21 protein-coding genes are annotated in these 21,463 nt (G+C 70.1%); 8 read left to right on the top strand and 13 right to left on the bottom strand.

The annotated features are described in order from the left end of the window. Positions 1-195: 195 nt before the first annotated feature. Genes ACYVIO_RS05585 through ACYVIO_RS05595 form a run of 3 tightly spaced genes read right to left on the bottom strand, consistent with a single transcriptional unit; the run spans position 196 to position 2,349 of the window. The gene (locus ACYVIO_RS05585) at positions 196-1,041 is read right to left on the bottom strand and encodes an alpha/beta fold hydrolase (protein ID WP_460649561.1); all 846 of its coding nucleotides are present in this window, start codon (positions 1,039-1,041) and stop codon (positions 196-198) included. Between the two features lie 10 nt (positions 1,042-1,051). After that, positions 1,052-1,504 (bottom strand): anthrone oxygenase family protein, encoded by a 453-nt coding sequence (locus tag ACYVIO_RS05590; RefSeq protein WP_460649562.1) that lies wholly within the window; start codon positions 1,502-1,504, stop codon positions 1,052-1,054. Beyond that, on the bottom strand, positions 1,501-2,349 hold the full coding sequence (locus tag ACYVIO_RS05595; protein WP_460649563.1) for an NAD(P)H-binding protein: 849 nt from the start codon (positions 2,347-2,349) through the stop codon (positions 1,501-1,503). The genes ACYVIO_RS05590 and ACYVIO_RS05595 overlap by 4 nt, the downstream gene beginning before the upstream one ends. 86 nt (positions 2,350-2,435) lie before the next feature. On the opposite strand from ACYVIO_RS05595, the gene ACYVIO_RS05600 reads away from it, so the two are divergent. Continuing rightward, the gene (locus tag ACYVIO_RS05600) at positions 2,436-3,377 is read left to right on the top strand and encodes an AraC family transcriptional regulator (protein WP_460649564.1); all 942 of its coding nucleotides are present in this window, start codon (positions 2,436-2,438) and stop codon (positions 3,375-3,377) included. On the opposite strand, the gene ACYVIO_RS05605 is transcribed toward ACYVIO_RS05600, so the two are convergent. Together ACYVIO_RS05605 and ACYVIO_RS05610 are read right to left on the bottom strand one after the other, a co-directional pair. Beyond that, on the bottom strand, positions 3,374-4,069 hold the full coding sequence (locus ACYVIO_RS05605; RefSeq protein ID WP_460649565.1) for a dienelactone hydrolase family protein: 696 nt from the start codon (positions 4,067-4,069) through the stop codon (positions 3,374-3,376). The genes ACYVIO_RS05600 and ACYVIO_RS05605 overlap by 4 nt on opposite strands. 318 nt (positions 4,070-4,387) lie before the next feature. Then, positions 4,388-5,623 carry an MFS transporter gene (locus ACYVIO_RS05610; RefSeq protein WP_460649566.1) on the bottom strand — a complete coding sequence of 412 codons (1,236 nt, stop codon included), beginning with the start codon at positions 5,621-5,623 and terminating at the stop codon, positions 4,388-4,390. An 81-nt stretch (positions 5,624-5,704) separates the two neighbouring features. Between ACYVIO_RS05610 and ACYVIO_RS05615 the strand changes: the two genes are divergently transcribed. The 4 genes from ACYVIO_RS05615 (at position 5,705) to ACYVIO_RS05630 (ending at position 8,802) form a co-directional block, all read left to right on the top strand. Next, positions 5,705-6,604: a LysR family transcriptional regulator gene (locus ACYVIO_RS05615; RefSeq protein WP_460649567.1), complete on the top strand. Its 900-nt coding sequence runs from the start codon at positions 5,705-5,707 to the stop codon at positions 6,602-6,604. Between the two features lie 134 nt (positions 6,605-6,738). After that, on the top strand, positions 6,739-7,818 hold the full coding sequence (locus ACYVIO_RS05620; RefSeq protein ID WP_460649568.1) for an ABC transporter ATP-binding protein: 1,080 nt from the start codon (positions 6,739-6,741) through the stop codon (positions 7,816-7,818). 109 nt (positions 7,819-7,927) lie between these two features. Continuing rightward, complete coding sequence (locus ACYVIO_RS05625) at positions 7,928-8,356, top strand: protein-tyrosine phosphatase family protein (RefSeq protein WP_460649569.1); 429 nt, start codon at positions 7,928-7,930, stop codon at positions 8,354-8,356. Between the two features lie 50 nt (positions 8,357-8,406). After that, positions 8,407-8,802, top strand: a complete 396-nt coding sequence (locus tag ACYVIO_RS05630) for a RidA family protein (RefSeq protein ID WP_460649570.1) — start codon at positions 8,407-8,409, stop codon at positions 8,800-8,802. A 73-nt stretch (positions 8,803-8,875) separates the two neighbouring features. Here the strand turns inward: ACYVIO_RS05630 and ACYVIO_RS05635 are convergent, their stop codons facing one another. Continuing rightward, positions 8,876-10,165, bottom strand: coding sequence for an FAD-binding oxidoreductase (locus ACYVIO_RS05635; protein WP_460649571.1), 1,290 nt, complete (start codon positions 10,163-10,165; stop codon positions 8,876-8,878). Between the two features lie 64 nt (positions 10,166-10,229). Between ACYVIO_RS05635 and ACYVIO_RS05640 the strand changes: the two genes are divergently transcribed. Then, positions 10,230-11,189: a helix-turn-helix transcriptional regulator gene (locus ACYVIO_RS05640; protein WP_460649572.1), complete on the top strand. Its 960-nt coding sequence runs from the start codon at positions 10,230-10,232 to the stop codon at positions 11,187-11,189. Here ACYVIO_RS05640 and ACYVIO_RS05645 read toward each other — a convergent pair. Together ACYVIO_RS05645 and ACYVIO_RS05650 are read right to left on the bottom strand one after the other, a co-directional pair. Further along, a complete protein-coding gene (locus ACYVIO_RS05645) occupies positions 11,186-11,587 on the bottom strand; it encodes a hypothetical protein (RefSeq protein ID WP_460649573.1) in 402 nt (133 codons plus the stop codon). The genes ACYVIO_RS05640 and ACYVIO_RS05645 overlap by 4 nt on opposite strands. A 13-nt stretch (positions 11,588-11,600) precedes the next feature. After that, on the bottom strand, positions 11,601-12,113 hold the full coding sequence (locus ACYVIO_RS05650) for a DoxX family protein (protein WP_460649574.1): 513 nt from the start codon (positions 12,111-12,113) through the stop codon (positions 11,601-11,603). Positions 12,114-12,204: 91 nt separating this feature from the next. Here ACYVIO_RS05650 and ACYVIO_RS05655 point away from each other — a divergent pair, with 91 nt between their 5' ends. After that, positions 12,205-12,837 (top strand): MerR family transcriptional regulator, encoded by a 633-nt coding sequence (locus ACYVIO_RS05655; protein WP_460649575.1) that lies wholly within the window; start codon positions 12,205-12,207, stop codon positions 12,835-12,837. A gap of 6 nt (positions 12,838-12,843) precedes the next feature. Here ACYVIO_RS05655 and dnaB read toward each other — a convergent pair whose 3' ends face one another. Further along, complete coding sequence (gene dnaB, locus ACYVIO_RS05660) at positions 12,844-14,637, bottom strand: replicative DNA helicase (RefSeq protein WP_460652062.1); 1,794 nt, start codon at positions 14,635-14,637, stop codon at positions 12,844-12,846. 437 nt (positions 14,638-15,074) lie between these two features. Between dnaB and ACYVIO_RS05665 the strand changes: the two genes are divergently transcribed. Next, positions 15,075-16,388: an MATE family efflux transporter gene (locus tag ACYVIO_RS05665; RefSeq protein ID WP_460649576.1), complete on the top strand. Its 1,314-nt coding sequence runs from the start codon at positions 15,075-15,077 to the stop codon at positions 16,386-16,388. A gap of 18 nt (positions 16,389-16,406) precedes the next feature. Here the strand turns inward: ACYVIO_RS05665 and ACYVIO_RS05670 are convergent, their stop codons facing one another. The 4 genes from ACYVIO_RS05670 to ACYVIO_RS05685 all read right to left on the bottom strand — a co-directional run bounded on the left by ACYVIO_RS05670 (position 16,407) and on the right by ACYVIO_RS05685 (position 21,462). Continuing rightward, positions 16,407-17,429, bottom strand: a complete 1,023-nt coding sequence (locus tag ACYVIO_RS05670; protein ID WP_460649577.1) for a tryptophan--tRNA ligase — start codon at positions 17,427-17,429, stop codon at positions 16,407-16,409. Between the two features lie 34 nt (positions 17,430-17,463). Continuing rightward, positions 17,464-17,841 carry a DUF4913 domain-containing protein gene (locus ACYVIO_RS05675; RefSeq protein ID WP_460649578.1) on the bottom strand — a complete coding sequence of 126 codons (378 nt, stop codon included), beginning with the start codon at positions 17,839-17,841 and terminating at the stop codon, positions 17,464-17,466. 82 nt (positions 17,842-17,923) lie between these two features. After that, positions 17,924-19,852, bottom strand: a complete 1,929-nt coding sequence (locus ACYVIO_RS05680) for a type IV secretory system conjugative DNA transfer family protein (protein ID WP_460649579.1) — start codon at positions 19,850-19,852, stop codon at positions 17,924-17,926. After that, a complete protein-coding gene (locus ACYVIO_RS05685) occupies positions 19,852-21,462 on the bottom strand; it encodes an ATP/GTP-binding protein (RefSeq protein WP_460649580.1) in 1,611 nt (536 codons plus the stop codon). The genes ACYVIO_RS05680 and ACYVIO_RS05685 overlap by 1 nt, the downstream gene beginning before the upstream one ends. Between the last annotated feature and the right edge of the window lies 1 nt (position 21,463).

The following is a 21,463-nucleotide window of genomic DNA, read 5'->3' on the forward strand; positions in this document are numbered from 1 at the left end:
CGACGAGTCTTTCAGCCCGCCAAGTTCGCGCGCCGGCACCTACCAAGTGCCGGGCACCGCTCGAGGGCCGGTACTCGAGAGATGGTCCCGCCGACGAGTCTTTCAGCCCGCCAAGTTCGCGCGCCGGCACCTACCAAGTGCCGGGCACCGCTCGAGGGTCGGTACTCGAGAGATGGTCCCGCCGACGAGTCTTCTTCAGCCGGTTGTGTTCGCGAGGATGGCGGGGACGGCGATGTCCCAGCTCGGGGCGGGGAGCTCGTGGCCGGCGCCGGGGAGGAGGACGAGGTGGGCGCCGGGGATCTCGCGGGCCATCGCCTCGCCGTGGGCGGGTGGGAAGAGCGGGTCCTCGGTGCCGTGGAGGACGAGGACCGGGACCTTGACCTCGCCGAGGCGGGGCCGGGTCGGCGGGGTGTCGTCGTCGGGGAGGACCCAGTGGTTGGTGACGGCCGACGCGAGGTTGGTGGTGCGGGCGATCATCGCGCGGAGCAGCTCGCGGCGGGCGGGTTCGTCGTACGGGAGCGTTCCGGCGTACAGCTTCTCGTCGGTGACCAGCTGGTCGAGCGCGGCCTCGGTGTCGGACCAGTCGGTCGGCGGGGCCTCGCTGCTGAAGCTCTCGCGGATCCGGTCGGCCGGCGGAGGCAGGTCGTCGCCGAGCGGGCTGGTCGAGGCGAGCGTCAGACTGCGGACCCGGTCGGGGAAGTCGAGGCCGATCTGCAGGGCGATCGCGCCGCCCATCGACAGGCCGACCAGGTGCGCCCGGTCGATGCCGAGCGTGTCCAGGATGCCGACCGGGTCCTTGAACAGATCAGGACCCTCGTACGCCGGCTCGCCCGGCGGGTAGCTGACCGAGCGGCCGGTGTCGCGGTGGTCGTAACGGATCACGTACCGCGGCCCGGCCGCCAGCAACTCGCAGAACGGGGTCTCCCAGTAGTCCATCGAGGCGGCTGCGCCGTGGATAAGCAGCACCGGCGGATCGGCCGGATCGCCGAAGGTCTCGACGCAGAGCTCGACACCGTTCACGGGCAACAGCTGCTCGGTCATCCGGACTCCCCTACTCGGCCCTGATCAGCGCGAGACCGAAGGCGATGACGCTGAGCGCCCCGGCGACGGCCCGCAGGTTGTTCGCAGGGTTCCACTTCGCCAGGTACGACGTCCAGTCGGTCGTTCCGGCGGCGAGTCCGTCGTTCAGCGGGATGTTGACCGCGAAACTGATCACGATGATGCCGACCAGGTAGAGCGCCGAGCCGGCCACGATCCAGCCCTTGCCCGGGGTGTCCCGGACCAGGGCCAGGACCGGAAGCGCCAGGCAGATCAGCGCCGTACCGCAGAAGACCAGCAGGAACAGCGGGTTCTGGATCCGGACGTTGATCAGGTTCATCGCGACCGCGCCCTGGCCGGCCGGCATCCGTTGCAGGGAGCTCATCACCGCGGTCCCGAAGGCGAAGAACAGCCCGCCCATCAGGGCACTGCCGACCAGGCCGGCGAGGGTCAGGATCTTGGTCATGCGGACCACACGCCCGTCGCCGCGGTCTCGCGGGCCCAGTCGGAGAAGTCGCGCGGTGCCCGGCCGAGGAGCTCCCGGACGCTGTCGTCGGAGACGTACTCCGACCGGTGGTGCCGGATCACCGCGAACAGGTCGCGGACCGACTCGGCGTCCTCGCGGTCCAGGCCGATCCCGACCAGTTCCTCGACGTGCTGCTCCGGCTCGAGGTCGACGTACCGGATGTCCCGGCCGGTCGCGGCGGACAGCTCGGCCGTGACCTCGGCCATCGTCAGCGTGCGCGGGCCGGACAGGGTGTAGTGCTGACCATTGTGCGAGTCGTCCAGGATCACGGTCGCCATCACGTCGCCGACGTCGTTGGTGTCGATCCACGCCTCGCCGCCGGTGCCGGCCGAGACCCGCACCTCGCCTGCCTGCACGTAGTCGAGCAGGAAGTCCTCGCTGAAGCCCTGCATGAACCACGCGGGCCGGACGATCGTCCACTCGGCGCCGCTCTCCTTGACCGCGTTCTCCAGTTCGACGCTGCTCTCGTAGACGGCGAACTCACGCTCCGCGCTGCCGACGCCGCGGCCGGACAGCAGGACCACCCGGCGAAGGCCTTCGGCCGCCGCCTGCTTGACGAAGCGGCCGGCCTGGGCGAGCCCGGTCGGCCCGACCGGAGGTGCCAGGTACGCCGTGTCGATGCCGGCGGCGGCGCCGGACCACGTGCCTTCGTCGTACCAGTCGAAGCGCTGCTCGCTGGACCGTGAGGCCAGCCGGACCGGGACGTCGCGCTGCTCGAGCCGCTCCACCACGCGTCGGCCGGTCTTGCCCTTACCACTCAGGATCAGAATCGGTGTCGTTGTCATGGGTTCATTTCAGCGGTTGCGAGTGAGACAAACCATGGTTGTCTGGCGCATTTCGATGTCTGAGAGTCTCAGCTATGGTTGGCGGCATGGACGTTCTCGACGATCTGCTGGCCGGCACCCGGGCGCGTGGCGGGGTCTTCAACCTGACCGTGCTCGACCCACCGTGGGGGCTGCACATCGTCGACGAGGCGCCGCTCGCGCTCGCGACGTTGGTTCGCGGGTCGGCCTGGATCATGCGCAACGGGATGGATCCGGTGCGGATGAACGAGGGCGACGTCGCAGTGCTGTGCGGACCTGAGCCGTACGTCGTGGCGGACACGCCGCAGACCGAGGCGCAGCTGCGGATCCACCCCGGCGGGATCTGCGAGCCGTTGCCTGGGGCACCTATTGACTACAGTGCGCGGCTCGGCGTCCGGACGTACGGCGGGCGGCCCGAGGGTGAGGCGATGGTTGTCAGCGGCACCTATCAGCTGGAGGGTGACGTCAGCCGGCGACTGCTGACCGCGTTGCCGCCGGTGCTCGTCGTACCGGCTGGGGATGTCACCGGGCCGGTGATGGAGATGGTGCTCGGGGAGATCCAGCGGGATGAGCCCGGCCAGCAGAGTGTGCTGGATCGGTGGCTTGATCTGGCGTTGATCACGACGTTGCGGGCCTGGTTTGCGCGGCCTGAGTCGCATGCGCCGGGGTGGTACCAGGCGCAGGCGGATCCTGTTGTGGGGTTGGCGTTGCGGTTGCTGCACGAGGATCCGGCGCATCCGTGGTCCGTAGTCGAGCTGGCCGATCGGACGGGGGTTTCGCGGGCGAGTCTCGCGCGGCGCTTCACCGCGCTGGTGGGGGAAGCGCCGATGGCTTATCTGACCGGGTGGCGGATCACGCTCGCCGCTGATCTGTTGCGGGAGACGAACCAGACCGTCGAGTCGATCGCCCGCCGGGTGGGCTACGCGAACGCGTTCGCGTTGTCGGTCGCGTTCAAGCGGCTGCGCGGAACGAACCCGACAGCCCACCGGCGGGCTTCGACTGCTGCCTAGGCGGTGGTGGTGTCGATGAAGGTGAGGGCCTGGGGCCAGGCGAGCTGGTAGGCGTCGGCGTTGACCGGCTTGTCGTGGCGGTCGCGGTTGGTGAAGCCGTGGTCGGCACCGGGGTGGAAGAGGGCGATGGTGGCGCCGGTCTGGCGGGACTGGAGCGAGGTCTGCAGGGCTTCGAAGTCGGCGACCGGTACGGCGGCGTCGGCGCCGGGGTAGCTGACCAGGACCGGAGCGGTGATCGCGGCGGCGTCGGCGATCGCGTCGTACGTCTGGTTCGGGCGGAGCTCGGACGGGACGGTGGGGTGGAACGCGGTGACGTTGGCCAGGCGGTGGTCGCGGGCGCCGAGCAGGATCGCGAAGCGGCCGCCGAGGCACCAACCTGCGACGCCGGCCTTGGCTGCGCCGAGTTCGCCGAGCAGGTGGTCCAGGAGCTGGGTCTGCTCGGCGAGGGCGGCGTCGTCGTCCATCTGCAGGAGGATCTCGTGGAGCTCGTCGACGGTCGAGTTGTCGGTACTGCGGCCGTGGAACGGGTCCCAGGTCAGCGCGGTGATCCCGCGGGCGGCGAACTCGTCGGCCCAGTCGCGGAGCTGCTCGCCGATCCCGGTGATCATCGGGAGCAGCAGCATCCCGGGACCGTTGGCGCGGCCGGTGGAGAGGTAGGCGGTCAGACTTCCGACGGAAACGTAGTCACCCATGCGCGCAAACTATCGCGCCCGCCCGCGCTTCTGGTTGGCGCGGGCGGGCGGAGAAGACGGAGGGGTGGGCGCGGGGGACTTGATCGGCTGGGCGACCTGATTTCGCGTGCCGACTTGGTGCAGCTGCTGCGGGTGCGGCTGCCGCGGGGTGCGGGTGCGGGTGCCGCCGGCGCGGGTGCCGCGGGGTGCGGGTGCGACCGGCGCGGGTGCCGCGGGGTGCGGGTGCGACCGGCGCGGGTGCCGCGGGGTGCGGGTGCCGCCGGTGCGGGTGCGGGTGGTGCGGGTGGGTGCGGCCGCGGGGGTGGAGGGCGCCGGTTGTCAGCCGCGGTGGGCGGCCAGCATGCGGAGGCCTGCTGCGTTGACCATGACGAGGATGATCGCTGCGAAGACGACGAGGGCTACCTCGGCGGGGAGTAGGGCGATGCCTAGGCCGATGGCGAGGACGGGGAGTGCTAGGCCGGCGTACGCGATGAGGAAGAGGGCGGCGAGGACCTCGCCTCGGGAGCTGGCGTCGGCCAGGCCTGCTGCGGTGGCGACGGCGGCTCGGAAGACCAGGCCTACGCCGGCGCCGGCGATGATGCCGCCGATGACGAACAGGGCGAGGCTCGGGATCAGGCCGCCGGCGGCGATTCCGACCAGACCGGCTGACATGAAGGCCAGGCCCAGCTGCAGCTGACGGGTGCGGGTGAGCCGGACGAAGACGACCTGGCTGGCGGCGCCGGCGATGAAGACCGCGAAGGTGACGACTCCGGCGAGCAGGCGTGACGTGTGGTGCAGCGTCCCCGCGAGGAACGTCGGCGCGAGCGACGTGAACAGCCCGAAGATCGCGAAGGCCGCGAAGGCTCCGGCCGCAGTCGCGAAGAACAACGGCCTTGCAGCAGCAGGCAGTGCGACCCGCTGCGGCCGGTACGCCGGACGCGTCTCGCGCCGTTCGACCGTCTCGGGCACCAGCGCGATACCGACGGCGCTGATCACGAGCAGCACCAGGAACACCTCGTACGGGCGCTCGATCGGGCGCCCGACGTACTCGGCCAGCAGGCCGCCGATCAGCGGGCCGAAGGCGAGACCGCCCAGGTTCACCATGCTGGAGATCAGCGCGGACCGGCTCGGGTCCTCCTCCGGCCGGGCGATCTTGCGCAGCTCGGACAGATGCGCCGTCGCCGTCGCGGTCAGGATGCCGACGCCCACGCCGGACACGAACCGCGCGATCAGCAGGCCGGGGACCTCCGGCCAGAACAGGAAGATCAGCGCGGCAACGACCTCGGCCAGTACGGCGATCAGCGCGACCCGGCGCCGGCCGAGCCAGTCGCTGACGTGGCCCGCCAGGTACAGGCTGGCCATCACGCCGACGGCGTACGCGGCGAAGATCACCGTGATCAGGGACGTCGGGAAGCCGTCGCGCTGCTGGTAGATCGCGTAGAGCGGCGTCGGCACGGTGGAGAACGCCATCGTGGTGAGGAAGGCGGCGGCGATCGTCCAGAACCCCGGACCGTGGGAGAAACGGACCTTCGTGCCGACGGCGTCGACCGCCCGCGGTCCGGTGATTGTTGTCATGACTTCAGAGTGCGCTCGCTGATCTATCGAATCAAACGAAGATTCTTGCACTCTCTCATCGCTCGCACCGATAATTGCCACGTGGACTCACGCCAACTGGAGTATTTCGTCGCGGTCGCCGAGGAGCTGAGCTTCACCCGCGCGGCCCAGCGGCTGTTCACTGTCCAGTCCACGGTGTCCGCCGCGATCCGCGGCCTGGAGAGCGATCTGAAGACGACGCTCTTCGACCGCTCGACCCGACGAGTGAGCCTGTCCCCCGCCGGACAGGCCCTGCTGCCGGAGGCGAAGGCCGCATTGGAGGCGCTCGACCGGGCGCGAGCCGTCGTCGAGGAGGCGTCGACCGGACTGCGCGGCAGCGTGCGGATCGGCACGATGACCCGGCTCGGGCTGATCGACCTCGCCGACCTGCTCGGCGCGTTCTACCAGCGCTATCCCCTGGTCGACGTCCAGGTGACGACCTCCCCGACCGGTTCGACGGGCTTGGCGGACGACGTACGGCGAGGGCGGCTCGACGTCGCGCTGGTCGGGGCGAACCGGTCCGACCTGGTCGGGCTGGAGCCGCGGGAACTGGCGACCGTCGGGTTCGTCGTGATGGTGCCGACGACGCACCGGCTGGCGGAGCGCACCGACGTACGGCTGGAGGATCTGAACGGCGAGCGGTTCGTCGACCTGCTGCCCGGATTCGGGAACCGGACCAACGTCGACCGGGCCTTCGACGCGGCCGGGATGCCTCGGCGGGTGCAGGTCGAGGTACCCGATCTGACCACCGTGCCGGAGTACGTACGGGCGGGGCTCGGCGTTGCCGTCGTACCGGATCTGGGGCCGGAGCACCCCGGGATCACCCGGCTGCGACTGACCGGGATCGAACTGACCTGGACCCTGTCGGCGATCACGTTGAGTGGTCGACCGCCGAGTCGCGCGGTGGCCGCGCTGCTCGATCTGATGGCGGACGGTGTTCGGCCCGGCGGGACGCACTACTAGCGGAATGCCGGCAGACCTGTGGGTGTTGTGGTCTACAGATTTTGGTGATGTATCACCGACAAGACACCCAATCCCTGGGGGCCTTTGCAAAGGATCGTCCGGCACGTTCCGCCGGCGAAGGAAGGAAGTGCGTGATGGCAACCGTCTCGTTCAAGGGCGCGACCCGGGTCTACCCCGGGAACGACACCCCGTCGGTGAACCAGCTCGACCTCGACATCGAGGACGGCGAGTTCATGGTGCTGGTCGGGCCGTCCGGCTCCGGCAAGTCGACCGCGCTGCGGATGCTGGCCGGGCTGGAAGAGGTGAACGAGGGCGCGATCTACATCGGCGACCGCGACGTCACCAACAGCCCGCCGAAGGAACGCGACATCGCGATGGTGTTCCAGAACTACGCGCTCTACCCGCACATGTCGGTCGCCGACAACATGGGCTTCGCGCTGAAGATGCAGGGCATCCACAAGGACGACCGGGCCAAGCGCGTCCAGGAAGCCGCCAAGCTGCTGGGCCTCGAGGAGTACCTCGAGCGCAAGCCGAAGGCGCTCTCGGGTGGTCAGCGTCAGCGCGTCGCGATGGGTCGCGCGATCGTCCGGAACCCGCAGGTCTTCCTGATGGACGAGCCGCTGTCGAACCTCGACGCGAAGCTGCGGGTGCAGACCCGCACGCAGATCGCCGAGCTGCAGCACCGGCTGGGCGTCACCACGGTGTACGTCACGCACGACCAGATCGAGGCCATGACGATGGGCGACCGCGTCGCCGTACTCAAGGACGGGCTCCTGCAGCAGGTCGACACTCCGCTGAACCTGTACGACGCCCCGAAGAACCTCTTCGTCGCGGGCTTCATGGGCTCCCCGGCGATGAACCTGATCGAGGCCGAGATCGTCGACGGCGGCGCGAAGATCGGCGACTTCGTCGTACCGATCGAGCGTGCGCTGCTGGCCAAGGCCGGTGACGACAAGACGCTGACGCTCGGCATCCGGCCGGAGTCGTTCCACATCGCCGACGAGGGCCTGCCGGTCCGCGTCTCGGTGATCGAGGAGCTCGGCTCGGACGCGTACATGTACGGCAACGCGGAGCACACGACGACCCAGCAGCACATCATCGCGCGGGTCGGCACGCGGACGCGGGCCGAGACGGGGTCGCTGGTGCACCTCGCACCGGAGCCCGGCAAACTTCACCTGTTCTCCAACACCACCGAGGAACGGCTCAGCGCCTGATTCCTCCACCAGCCCGTAGTACGGCCTAACGGCTCGACACGTACTACGCCACTCGACCCCGGAGCGGTTCGCCGCCCGGGGTCGTGGTGGTTCTGGCTAGGGTTTGTGGATGACGTGGAGTGGCGAAGACAGCGGCGTGCTGCGGCTGCCGTCCGGGCAGTTGGTGCGGGGACGTGGGCTGCGGAATCCGATGCCTGCGGGGTCGTTGCCGTCGTACGGCGTGTATCTGTTGGGCAAGGAGCCGCCGGAGGTCGAGTGGGAGAGCCGGTGGTTGCGCTGGCCGGACTTCCGGTTGCCGGCTGACGCTGTCGAGGCTCGTGAGGTCTTCGTGGACGCGCTGGCGCGGGTGCATCGGGGTGAGCGGGTCGAGTTCGCGTGTGGTGGTGGGCGCGGACGGACCGGTACGGCGCTGGCTTGCCTGGCCGTGCTGGACGGGGTGCCGGCTGATGAGGCTGTTGCCTACGTGCGGGCGAACTACAGCTCGCACGCGGTGGAGACGCCCTGGCAGAAGCGTTACGTACGGCGCTTCTCGGCGTGAAGCGAGCTAATTCTGTTGACCGGCCCTCAGGACTCACCTTGGCTGGGCCCGTGACGATCGAGCGCAGCAATCCCCCGGCCCTGCATCCGACCCCCGGCTACCACCACGTGACGACCGTCGAAGCGTCCCGCCTGGTCTTCCTCGCCGGCCAATGCCCTCTCGACCCCGCCGGCGACCTCGCCGCCGAGGACCTGGAAGGCCAGACCGCCCAGGTCATCACCAACATCCTCACCGCCCTGGAGTCCGCAGGCGCGACCCCCGAGGACGTCGTTCGCACGGTCATCTACGTCGCCAGCCAGGACCGCGACGACCTCGGCGCCGTCTGGACCTGGCTCAACGACTCCCCCTTGGCACCCGCCTTCACCACCGCCAGCACCCTGCTCGGCGTAGCCCAACTCGGCTTCACGGGACAACTCGTCGAGATCGACGTGACCGCGGCGCTCTAGTCCGGGACCTGTGGCGGAAGTCGTCGCTGATGTACCTTGCTCCGGCAGGGCGGACCCGACCGGCGGGAGAGCCTCAGATCACATGGTTCGGCTGGAGCAGGCCGGTCGGGTCGAGCTGCTGCCTGAGCGTCTTGAGGCGGTCGAGGTCGGCGGGCTCGTAGGCCTCGGCGATCTGTTCGGGAGTGAGCGGGCCGAAGCTGAAGTTGAGCTGCCGGCCGATCGACGTCCACGGCTCCAGGATGCTGCGGTGCAGGCGGGTGAAGTCCTGCTCGCCGGGTGACAGCACGGTCAGCGCGTACTGCGCCTCGCGGCGGCCGACCGCGTTCGGGATCGCGGGCGGACGGGACAGCGCGCCGCCGAGGTGCCGGATGCCGACGACGCACATCGCGCCCGCGTCCGGGCCGGCCAGCTTGGGGATCGTCGAGAGCGCGACCGGGTCGAGGTCGGCGAGCAGGACGTTCTGAGCGCGGTAGGCGCCCGGCTGCTCGGGCTCGGCGAAGATGCGGCCGGACTCGGCGTACGGGATCTCGCCGAAGGTGTCCATCACCGGCTCCCCCAGCGCGCGCAGCGGCGCGATCAGCTGCTCGGCTGTCGCGAGGTCGCCGAGGATGCAGAGCTGGAGCTGCGCGATGTGCTTGCCGCGCAGCGGCGCCGGCACCATCGGGATGTTGGGCAGCACCAGTACACCGACGGCCGACGTGACCTCCTCGGGAGAGGTCGCAGTCCACTCGCGCCAGGTCTGCAGTACGTCGGGCGTCGCCGCGAGGTCGTAGTACAGGCTCCCGCCGGCGACCGTCGCGACCTCGAACAGGTCGATCTCCAGCTCGGCGACGACGCCGAAGTTGCCGCCGCCACCGCGCAGCGCCCAGAACAGCTCGGCGTCGTCGGGAGTCACCGAACGCAGCTCGCCGTCGGGCGTGACCAGGTCGATCCGTCGCACGTGGTCGGCTGCGAAGCCGTGCTTGCGCGCCATCAGGCCGAGCCCACCGCCGAGCGTGTACGAGATCGCGCCGACGCCCGGGAAGCTGCCCGACAGCGGAGCCAGCCCGTACGGCGTGGTCGCGGCGGTCACCTGCTGCCAGGTCGCGCCCGCCTGGATCGTCGCGGTCTTCTGCTCCGGGTCGACCGTCACACCGGCGAAGCCGCTGGTGGTGACGAGCACGCCTTTGGTCGGCGTCGTGTGGCCGTGGCCGCTGGCCCGGACCGCGAGCCGCAGCTCGTGATCGCGGGCGTACCGCACCGCCTCCTGGAGGTCGGCCGCGCTGGTCGCGGCGAAGATCCGCGCCGGCCGGTGCGGATCGCGGCGCTGAAAGCCGGTGCGCTGGTCGTCGTAACCGTCGGTTTCGGGGGTCCAAGTCTTCATGCTGCCGACCGTAGACGGCGTTCCGGACAGAAGTTGTCCTCAAGCTGTGGATATCTTTGTGGATATGAACGACCTGCCGGGACGACTGCTGCGGCTGCTGTCGCTGCTGCAGTCGCGGCGGGAGTGGTCGGGCGCCGAGCTCGCCGAGCGGCTGGGCGTGACCGACCGGACGATCCGCCGCGACGTCGACCGGCTGCGCTCGCTCGACTACCCGGTCGTCGGGACGACGGGGACGGCCGGTGGATATCGCCTGGTGTCGGGGCGCGCGATGCCGCCGCTGGTGCTGTCGGACGACGAGGCGGTGGCGGTCGCGGTCGGTCTGGCCGGCGCGGGCAGCGGCGGAGTGACGGGCATGTACGACAGCTCGATGAGCGCACTGGCGAAGCTGTCGCAGGTGCTGCCGCCGCGGCTTCGTCCACAGGTCGCGGCGGTCGGGGCGTCGTCGGTGGTCGCGCGGGCGGATCTGCCCCAGGTCGATCCGGGGCGGCTGGCGGTCCTCGCCGCCTGCTGCCGCGATCTGGAGATCGTTGCCTTCAGCTACGAATCCCGACATGGTGCGAAGACCGATCGGCGGGTCGAGCCGCATCACCTGGTCGCGCTGGTGGGGACCTGGTACCTGCTCGCGTTCGACCCGGACCGCGACGACTGGCGCAGCTTCCGGGTCGACCGGATCAGCGACGTCCGGCCGAGCCGGCACCGGTTCGTCCGACGGGAGATTCCCGCCGCTGACGCCGCGACGTACCTGGCCGAGTCGTTCGCGGCGGCGACGTACAAGCACTCGGCCGTGCTGCGCGTCGAGTTGTCGGAGGAGGCGGTCCGGGAAGGCTTCTACGGGTGGTGGCTGCCGGGCACCGTCGTACCGACCGGGCCGGAGTCGTGCGTGCTGACGCTGAGCGCCGACTCGGCCCAGCTGCTGATCCAGTACGTCGCCGGAGTGGTTGCCCTAGGCGCCGACTTCACGCTGGAGGCGCCGCCGGAGACGGCCGCTCTCATCCGCTCGGTCGGCGCCCGCCTCGCGCCTTAGGCGGTGATCAGGCCGATGCCGAGCGTCAGTGCACCGACGGCGAGCGCGGCCGCGCCGACCCAGAGGATGGCGATGAACTTGTTCGGCTGCGTGACGTTCTTGCCGGCGGACGAGGCGAAGAAGCCTCCGGACATCAGGATCGCCGCGACCGGCAGTGCGAGCCGGCCTCCCCACAGCCAGAAACCGGTGAGGCCGGTCAGGTCGACGTACAGCAGGCCGACCAGGCTGAGGATCACCAGGACGCCGGCGTGCGCGTGGCCGGCCCGGGCGAACGCCTTCTGGAGGTCGGTCATCGGCACCTGGCCGCGGGCGATCTTGGTCAGGAACCAGCCACCGAACTCGATCGTGACGATCGTCAGCAGGATGACGCCGGCCAGGGTGCGGGTCGGGTCGGACATGGTGTCGGCTCCTTCAGTGGGTCTCGACGAGCTCGCGCTGCGGCTCGGCGGACGGCGTACGGGATGAGCGGGCCGCCCAGACGGCGACCGCGATGTAGAGGACCTGCTCGGGGATGCGCTGCCACAGCGGCGTCGCGGTCTCCCCGTTGGTGAACGAGACCTGCTCGACGGCCTCGTAGATGTTGGCCGGGAGCAACGCCACGAACAGCGCGGCGAGCGACCAGCCGGCCGCCCAGCGGGTGGCGGTCAGGACCAGCCCGAGCGCACCGAGCAGTTCCAGTACGCCGGTCAGGTAGACCATCGCGTCGGCGTACGGGACGAAGGGCGGGACGATCCGGACCATGTCCGCGTGGTTCGGCATCACGGTGACGCCGGCCGGGACGAAGTGGGCGCTCGCGGTCAGCACCAGCATCACGGCCAGTCCGTGCGCGGCGGCGACCGGCCAGCGGGCGAACCGGCGGACGCCGAGCGCTCCGAGCCCGCGGAAGGCCAGCGTCGCGAGGACGAGCACGGCATCGATGAGCATCTTTTCGGTCTCCCCTCAGATGGATAGTCGGACTATCCGTTAATGGATACTGCTACTATCCATCACAGGTCAAGGGAAGGCAAGGCTGTTTATGCGCATCGCTGAACTGAGCCGGCAGTCCGGGGTCCCGGTGCCGACGATCAAGTACTACCTGCGTGAGGCGCTGCTGCCGCCGGGCGAGCTGACCAGCCCGAACCAGGCGTCGTACGGCGAAGCCCACCTGCGCCGCCTGCGACTGATCCGGGCGCTGATCGACCTCGGCCAGGTGCCGGTCGCCCGGGTGAAGGAGATTCTCGAAGGACTGGACTCCGACTCGATGTCGCTGCACGACCAGATCGGCCGCGCGCATCGCGCGATCACGCCGACCCGTACGCCGTCCGCCGGCAGCGAGGACCGCACGGCGGCCGCCGTACAGGTCGGTGAGCTGATCGCTAAGCGCGGCTGGAAGGTCGAGTCCGACGCCCCCGCCCTCACCACGCTGATCGAGACGGTCGCCGCCCTGCGCTCACTCGACCAGGACCACCTGGTCGACTTCCTCGACTCCTACGCCGACGCGGTCGAGAAGTTCACCGCACTCGAGGTCGCCTCGGTCACCGCCCGCACCGACCGCGACCAGATCGCCGAGAGCGTCGTCATCGGCACCATCCTCGGCGAAACCCTGATCGCGTCGCTCCGCCTACTGGCCCAGGAATCCATCTCCGCCGACCGCTGGCAGAAGCCCTAGCCCGACTCAGCCGTCGTGGGCCATGTCTACGAAGCGGGAGTAGTGGCCCTGGAAGGCTACGACGACCTCGGCGGTGGGGCCGTTGCGGTGTTTGGCGACGATGAAGTCGGCTTCGCCGGGGCGGGTGGACTCGCGCTCGTAGGCGTCCTCGCGGTGCAGCAGGATGACCATGTCGGCGTCCTGCTCCAGCGAGCCGGACTCGCGGAGGTCCGAGGTCATCGGGCGCTTGTCGGATCGTTGCTCGGAGCCACGGTTCAGCTGGCAGATCGCGACGACGGGGAGCTCGAGCTCCTTGGCGAGCAGCTTGATCGAGCGGGAGAACTCCGAGACCTCGAGCTGGCGCGACTCGACCTTCTTGCCCGACGACATCAGCTGGAGGTAGTCGATCACGATCAGGCGCAGGTCGTGGCGCTGCTTGAGGCGGCGGGCCTTCGCGCGGATCTCCATCATGGTGAGGTTCGGCGAGTCGTCGATGAACAGCGGGGCCTCGGAGACCTCGCCCATCTTGCGGGCGAGGCGGGCCCAGTCCTCGTCGGTCATCTTGCCGTTGCGCATGTGGTGCAGCGGGACCTTCGCCTCGGCCGAGAGCAGCCGCATGGTGATCTCGTTGCGGCTCATCTCCAGCGAGAAGATGCACGAGGTCAGGCCGTGCTTGATCGAGGCGGAGCGAGCGAAGTCCAGGCCCAGCGTGGAGTTGTGGGTCGGCAGCATCGTCTTGCCGGCCAGGTACAGGTGGTCGGCGTTGTCGACCTCGACGCAGCGGACCGGCACCGAAGCCACCGGCTCGACCCGCTCGACGCGGCGGTCGGGCTCACCCAGCACGCCGGTGGTGACGCCGTGCCCGGCGATCTCGCGCGGCGCCGACTTCGGCACCGCCGGGGTCAGACCCGGGTACGCCGACATGGCGCTGTGCAGGTCGAGCGTCGTACAGACGACCGACTGGCCGCCGTCCTCGACGACCCACTGGTGCTCGGCGTCGGCGACGATCGTCGTGCCGTCGGAGAAGGTCAGCTGGTAGCAGGGCCGGTCGTCCATGACGTCGGTCGCGGCGACCACGCGAGTCGGGAGGCCGTCGGCGTCGAGCAGCACGTCGCCGGTGGCGACCTCGCCCATCGTCGTCCAGCCGGACGGCGTCGGCAACGGGGTGTCGAGCGCGAGCGCCTTGCCCATCGCGGGACGCGCGGCGACGATGATCATCTGGCCCGGGTGCAGCCCGTTGGTCAGCTCGTCGAGATCGGTGAAGCCGGTCGGGACACCGATCATCGCGTCACCACGGGAGTCGATCGCCTCGATCTCGTCGAGGGCGCCCTCCATGATGTCCTTCAGCGGCGCGTAGTCCTCGGTGGTCCGCTTCTCGGTGACCTGGTAGATCTCGGCCTGGGCCTCGTCGACGACGTCGTCGACCTCGCCCTCACCGGCGTACGCGAGCTGGACGATCTTGGTGCCGGCCTCGACGAGGCGGCGCAGGATCGCCTTCTCCCGGACGATGTGCGCGTAGTAGCTGGCGTTGGCGGCCAGCGGCACCGAGGCGACCAGGGTGTGCACGTACGGCGCACCGCCGATCCGGGCGATGTCGCCGCGCTTGGCCAGCTCGGCCGCGACGGTGATCGCGTCGGCCGGCTCGCCCCGGGCGTACAGGTCGGTGATCGCGTCGTAGACCGACTCGTGCGCCGGCCGGTAGAAGTCCGTGCCGCGGACGGTCTCGATGCTGTCGGCGATCGCGTCCTTGCTCAGCATCATCGCGCCGAGCACGCACTGCTCGGCGGCCAGGTCCTGTGGCGGGGTGCGGTCGAAGCCCATCGCCGGGTTGCGTTCCTCGTTCCCGCTGTCCGGCCCCCCGCGGAACTCCGCAACGCTCACTGCCCCGACCTCCTCGTCCGCCCACCGACCCGCCCAACGGGTCGAACACGTGATCGAACCGTATCCGGCGTCGCCGACAGTTTTTCCCGACCCACCCAAGCCCCCGAGTCGGGCGGACGGCGTCGGTCACGCGACGGTACGCCCCAACAGCCGCGCGCCGGTAGCCGAGTGTCCACAGGGGGTGTGGATCACCTGTGGGAAACCCCGGGAACTCCTGTGCACAGGTTGGGAACAACCCTGTGGATATCTGTGGGGAAAGCTCCCCGACATCCCCCTGACCTGCGGCTTTGCGAACTCACAGGTGTGGAGAAGAAAAAGATTCGAGACAGTTCGGTCCGGTGCGTTGTGCACAGCCTCCGCCAGGCACAATGAGGCCTATGCGCCTTACCAGCAGCCAGGACCGGGAGATTCTCCGGCTGGCGGTGCCGGCCTTCTTCGCCCTCGTCTCGGAGCCGTTGATGCTGCTGGCCGACTCGGCCATCGTCGGTCACCTCGGGACCCCGCAGCTCGCCGCCCTGGGGATCGCGGGCACGATCCTCCAGACCCTGGTCGGCGTCTGCGTGTTCCTCGCGTACGGCACGACGTCGGCGGTCGCGCGGCGGATCGGCGCCGGCGACCACAAGGGCGCACTGGCCCAGGGCATCGACGGCCTCTGGCTGGCGCTGCTGCTGGGCGTCGTACTGGCTGTGGTCGGGGTCCTGCTCGCTCCGGCCGCGATCGGCGCGTTCAACCCGTCGCCGGACGTCGCCGACCACGCGGTCGTCTACCTGCGGATCAGCTGCCTCGGCATCCCGTCGATGCTCCTGCTGCTCGCGGCGACCGGCGTACTGCGCGGTCTGCAGGACACCAAGACGCCGATGATCGTCGCGATCACGGCCAACCTGCTGAACATCGTGCTCAACCTGTTCCTGGTCTACGGCCTCGACCTGGACATCGCGGGATCGGCCCTCGGTACGGCGCTCGCCCAGACGGCCGCCGGCGTCGCGCTGGTCGTGGTCGTCGTCCGCGGCGCCCGGCGCGACGGCGCCAAGCTGCGCCCGGACTTCCCCGGCATCCGCGCCTCGGCCCACTCCGGCGTACCGCTGGTGGTCCGCACGCTCACGCTGCGCGTCGCGATCATCCTGGCGACCTTCGTCGCCACCTCACTCGGTACGACGTCCGTCGCGGCGCACCAGGTCGCGTTCACGCTCTGGTCGTTCCTGGCCCTCGCGCTCGACGCGATCGCGATCGCCGCGCAGGCGCTGACCGGGCGATCGTTGGGCGCGGGCGACGTCGAGGGGACGCGCGCGATCACCCGGCGAATGATGTGGTGGGGACTCTGGTCGGGCGTGGTCGGCGGCCTCGCACTGTGGGGGCTGCACACGATCTACGTGCCCTGGTTCACCGAGGACCCGGCCGTGCGGCACTCGCTCTCGGCGGTGCTGCTGGTCGCGGCGCTCTGGCAGCCGCTGAACGGCGTCGTCTTCGTGCTGGACGGCGTACTGATCGGTGCCGGCGACGGCCCGTACCTGGCGATCGCCGGCGTGATCGCGCTCGTGCTCTACGTCCCGCTGGCGCTGAGCGTCATCTGGTTCGACGGCGGCGTCGTGGCGCTGTGGTGGGCCTTCGGCGGGTTCATGCTGCTCCGCCTGCTGACCCTGCTCACCCGGGAGCGCCGGGACGCGTGGCTGGTCACCGGCGCGGTCCGCTGACCGCGCCGGCGGCCGCGGCTACTGGGAGATGCCGACCGCGTCACGGACGCGGTCCAGCACGACCTTGGCGCGTGCGCGGGCCCGGACGGCGCCGGCCTCGAGCAGGTCGTCCAGGTCGCTGCCCGGCGCCATCAGTTCGTCGTACCGGGCACGCAGCGGGCCGATCTGGGTGTTGATCACCTCGAACAGCTCGTTCTTCAGGTCGCCCCAGCCCATCCCGCCGGCCTCGAGCCGCTTGCGGGTGTCGGTCAGCTGCTCCGGCGACGCGAACTGCTCGTAGATCAGGAACGCCGACGAGCTGTCCGGGTCCTTCGGCTCCTCGACCGGCGTGCTGTCGGTGGCGATCTTGCGGACCAGCTTCTTCAGCTGGTTCTCCGGCGCGAACAGCGGGAGCGTGTTGCCGTAGCTCTTGCTCATCTTGCGGCCGTCGATGCCCGGCAGCGTCTTGGCGGCGTCGTCCTCGGGCAGCACCAGGCGCGGCACCTTGAGGTTGTTCTCGCCGAACAGGTGGTTGAAGGTGCCGGCGATGTCCGCGGCGTACTCGACGTGCTGCGACTGGTCCTTGCCGACCGGTACGACGTCGGAGTCCATCAGCAGGATGTCGGCCGCCATCAGCACCGGGTAGTTGTAGAGACCCATGTTGACGCCCGCGTCGAGGTCGGGCTTGCCGGCCTCCGCGTTCTTGTCCCGGGCCGCCTTGTACGCGTGCGCCCGGTTCATCAGGCCCTTCGCGGCCACCGTCGACAGCACCCAGTGCAGCTCGAACGTCTCCGGTACGTCGGACTGCCGGTACATCGTGATCCGGTCGGTGTCGAGCCCCGCCGCGATCCACGTCGCCGCCACCGAACGCGTGTAGTGCCGCAACTGCTCGGCGTCCCGCAGCACGGTCAGCGCGTGGTAGTCGGCGATGAAGTACATCGCGTCGTAGGAGTCGGCCAGCTGCAGCGCCGGCCGGATCGCGCCGATCAGGTTGCCGAGATGCGGGTCGCCGGTCGGCTTGATCCCGGTCAGCGACACCGGACGTGCGGATTCCATAGCCATGTCTCTATTCTCCCAGAGCCTCTCGGCGGCTGGATCAGATGCTGCGCAGGTGGGGCTCGCGCTGGTCGTAGAAGAGGCCTTCCGGCGGCGGCACCGTCGCGAGCGGGCGGGCGGTGTACTCGCTGTGCGCGCCGCGGCAGCCGGCGAACGGGCCGTCCGGGTTGAGCAGCACGTGCATGTGCGGATCGGCGTGGTCGCGCCACCAGACCGACATCCCCGTCGCCGGGTCCAGCCGCAGGTGCTCCCAGGCGCGCCAGATCGAGTCCAGCCGGCTCAGCGCCTCCGCGTGCCGGAACCACTCGGGGCACCAGACGAAGGTCTGTCCGAGCCGGCGCGCGTACAGGTAGACCAGCCGGTCCTCCACGAAGGCCGCGACGTGCGGGTAGTACAGCTCCATCACGTCGTCGTCCATGGCTCCACTCCTTGCCCAGTGCTACCGATCGGCCGGACGGCGCGACCACCGCGGTCGCACCGCCTTGGTGCAAACCTCATTGTCACCCGCGACGGTCGTTCGGGTTCGGCGGGCTCCACTGCGCCTGACCCCACTGCTGCTGCCCGGGCTGCTGCACCGGCTGCTGGGACTGCGGCTGGTTGTCGGGCGCCGCAGGCCAGGTCGCCTGCGCCGGACCGAGCGGGTTGTGCTTGGCCTTCTGACCGGCCGCGATCCACGGGTTCGACGCGCCGCCGGCCGGGCCCGCGGTCGACGCCGCGCCCGGGTCGAACTGCGCCAAGGACGCGCGGACCGAGGCAGCGTCCGGGCGGGCCATCCACGGGACCGTCTTGATCATCGTGGCCGGCGTACCGGAGGCGAAGACGACCGCGCGACCGGGCGGCATCGAGGTCAGGTCGGAGACCTCCATGATCGCGTGCCGCTGCACCTGGCTGCTGTGCGAGCGCTTGCCGCCCTCGTACGAGACCGTGTTCGAGTTGATGTCGTACTCGCCGATCAGCTTGCTCAGCCGCTCCAGGAAGGTCGAGTCGGAGACACCGCCGCCGTACACGCGGATGTTCGCCGAGGACCACAGCTTCTCGATGCCGTGCTCGCCCCAGCACTCCACGCCCTGCGCCCAGGACTGCAGGATCGTCATCAGCACGATGCCGCGGGAGCCGAAGTGGCTGTAGAGGTCGGGCAGGTCCTTCCAGCGGCAGACGTTCGCCGCCTCGTCGAGTACGCCGACCAGCGGGGTGGGCAGGCGGCCCATCGGGCAGGTCTTGGCGTACTCCTCGGCCGCCTCGACGATCGCGACGGTCAGGCCGGCGACCAGCGGGCCCGCCGTACCGGTGCCTTCCTTGGACAGGCTGTAGAGCGTGCCGGCGCTGCGGACGAAGTCGTGCGGGCTGAACTGCGGCCGGTTGTCGGCCGGGCCGTTCGGGTTGACCCACTTGGCGACCTGGCGGTTCAGCAGGAACTGCACGTTCGGCTGGGCCGTGCCGAAGACACCGGCCCGCTGCTTGTCCGGCAGGCTGTAGAGGCTGGCCATCTGCTGCGCGGGCAGCTCGTAGCCCGGGGTGTTGTCGAGGATCCGGGCGGGCTCGTCGTTCAGCTGATCGCTGAGCCACAGGTAGACCTGGTTGATCGGCCGCTTGGCCAGCGCGGCCGCGAGCAGCAGGCCCGCCAGCAGGTCGGCGGCGACGGTGTCGAAGTAGGCGTCGGAGCGGGCGCCCTCCTGGCGCTGGCTGTTGACGATGTGGTCGGCGAACTGCCGGGCCTTCACCTCGTCGGTGACGTAGCTCAGCGGGTTCCACCACCAGGTCGGCTCCTCGTCGGCGACGCCCTGCGGGTCGAACACCCACACCTGACCCTTGGCGCTGCGCGGGCCACGGCTGGCGTCGACGATGTCGCGCTTGTTCGAGGTCGCGATCACCGCGCCCGGCGCGTCCAGGATGGCCGGTACGGCGCGGGTCGTGGTCTTACCGGTCCGGGGTCCCCAGATGTCGATGTGCATGTCCTCCCACGAGCCGAACAGCTCGAGGTCGTCCCGCACGGTCCGGCCGATGAAGACCCCCGGGCCGGCGTGCCCGGCGCCGAGCCGGTTCGCGGTCTCCTGGGCGCCTTCGCGGAGGATCTTGCGCAGGTCCTTGCGGTTCGACATCAGGAACGCGTGCCGGTCGACCCGGGACTTGGTGCCGGTCCGCCGGCGCAGCAGCATGAACACGCCGACGATCAGCGCGGCCACCACCACGATCTCGACGATCAGTACGCCGGTGGCCGCGCCGGGCCACTCGTAGTCCCCGGAGATCAGGTCGATCGGGACCGACAGCGGGTTGCCGCCCGGCTTCTTGTCACCGCTGATCGCGGCGCCGAGCGAGGCCGCGACCCAGGTCCCGACCGAGACCAGCGCGATGATGCCGATCAGCGCGAACAGCGCGATCGCCTCGGGCGAGATCGCGGCCCCGCCGGTGCTCTTGCGTCCCTGTGCCATCAGTCGTCAACTCCGCTTCGGGCGACCACTCGGGTGGTGGGGTCGGGCGGAGGCAGCTGGGCCGGGTCGTCGAAGGTGTACTCGGCCACCACCTCCTCGGTCCCGTCGTCGGCGATCTCCACCTTGAGCGGGCGGCCGTCGGCGCCGGTCTTCCAGAGCTTGTTGGTGTCGTTGATCTCGCGCTCGACCGAGGTCAGCCCGACGTGCACCGGGATGCCCGGCCGGCCGCCGACCTTGACCAGGAAGTTGCCTCGCCCGGGCGGTGCGGCCTCCTCGCCGGTGGCCGGGTCCCACGCGGGCGGGTCCTGCCAGCCGATGAGCATGTTCTGCTCCTCCTCGGACATCGGCACGACCTCGGTGAGGTTCTCCATCTCGGCCCGCGGCAGACCGCCGCAGATCACCATGCCGGACCGCTCGACGAAGCCCTTGGCCTTCATCCGGTCCTCGGGGTGCTCCAGCGCCAGCAGGTCGGACATGGTGTGCGAGATCATCGCCATCCCGACACCGCGCTGCCGGTTCAGCCGGGTCAGCGCGTCGACGCGGTCGACCAGGCCACGCCCGGCCCGCAGTACGCGCCAGAGCTCGTCGAGGATGACGAAGTAGTGCCGCCGCGGCTCGAGGCCGGCGTCGGCCAGGGCCTGCGAGACCGCGACCGCGCCGAACCCGTACGACCAGCAGGCCAGCAGTACGGCGGCCTGCAGGTTGGTCTCGGAGTCGTCGATGTTGGACACGTCGAAGACGACCGGGCGGTCGAGCTTCATCGGGTTGTCGGTCTGCTCGGAGAAGATCTCGCCGAGCCGGCCGCCGCCGACCAGACCGATCAGCGAGGCCTCCAGGCCTTCGGTGATCTGCCGGTACCGGTCGAGGCTGCCGCGGTCGAGGGTGACGTTGCGGACCCGGTCCGGTGCGTCCTGGACGACCTTCAGCAGGTCGCGCAGCACCGGCGTGCCCTCGTGGCGCTCGTCGAGCACCTTGAGGGCCTCGTCGATGATCGTTTCCTCGCGGTCCGTCGGCGGGGCCGAGCGCATGATCGAGATCAGCGCCGAGACCATCGTCTGCCGGCGGCCGTGCGCGTCGGCCTCGATCGCCTGCCGGGCCGAGCCGGTCAGCCGCAGCGCGGCCTGCCGGGACTCGCCGGGGTCGAGCACGTTGAGGTGGCCGCGGCCACGGCCGAGCTGGATCACCTGGCCGCCGAGCGCCTCGATCAGGTCCTTGTAGTCCGGCTTCAGGTCACCGAGCACCAGCGGCATCACGCCGTACCCGGCCAGGCCGAGCGCCATCCGCCGCGTGATCGTCGACTTGCCCAGACCGGGCTTGCCGAGCACGAACATCGACGGGTTCGAGATCAGCTTGGCCCGCATGAACCAGCTGATCGGGTCGCAGCACATGGTCGCGCCGGACAGGATGTTGCGGCCGATCGGCACCCCCACCATCGGGCTGCCGGTGCCGGACGCGAACGGCCACATGCCGCACACCTGCACCGTCGTACCGCGCCACTCGGCGGGGGCCTGCAGGTACGTCGAGTAGCCGCCGCCCATGCCCGGCCAGCCGCGCGGCATCGGGCGACGCCCGCCGCGGCTCGGGTCGACCGGCTTCTTCTGCTTGCTCACA

It is taken from the genome of Kribbella endophytica (genome assembly GCF_054781295.1).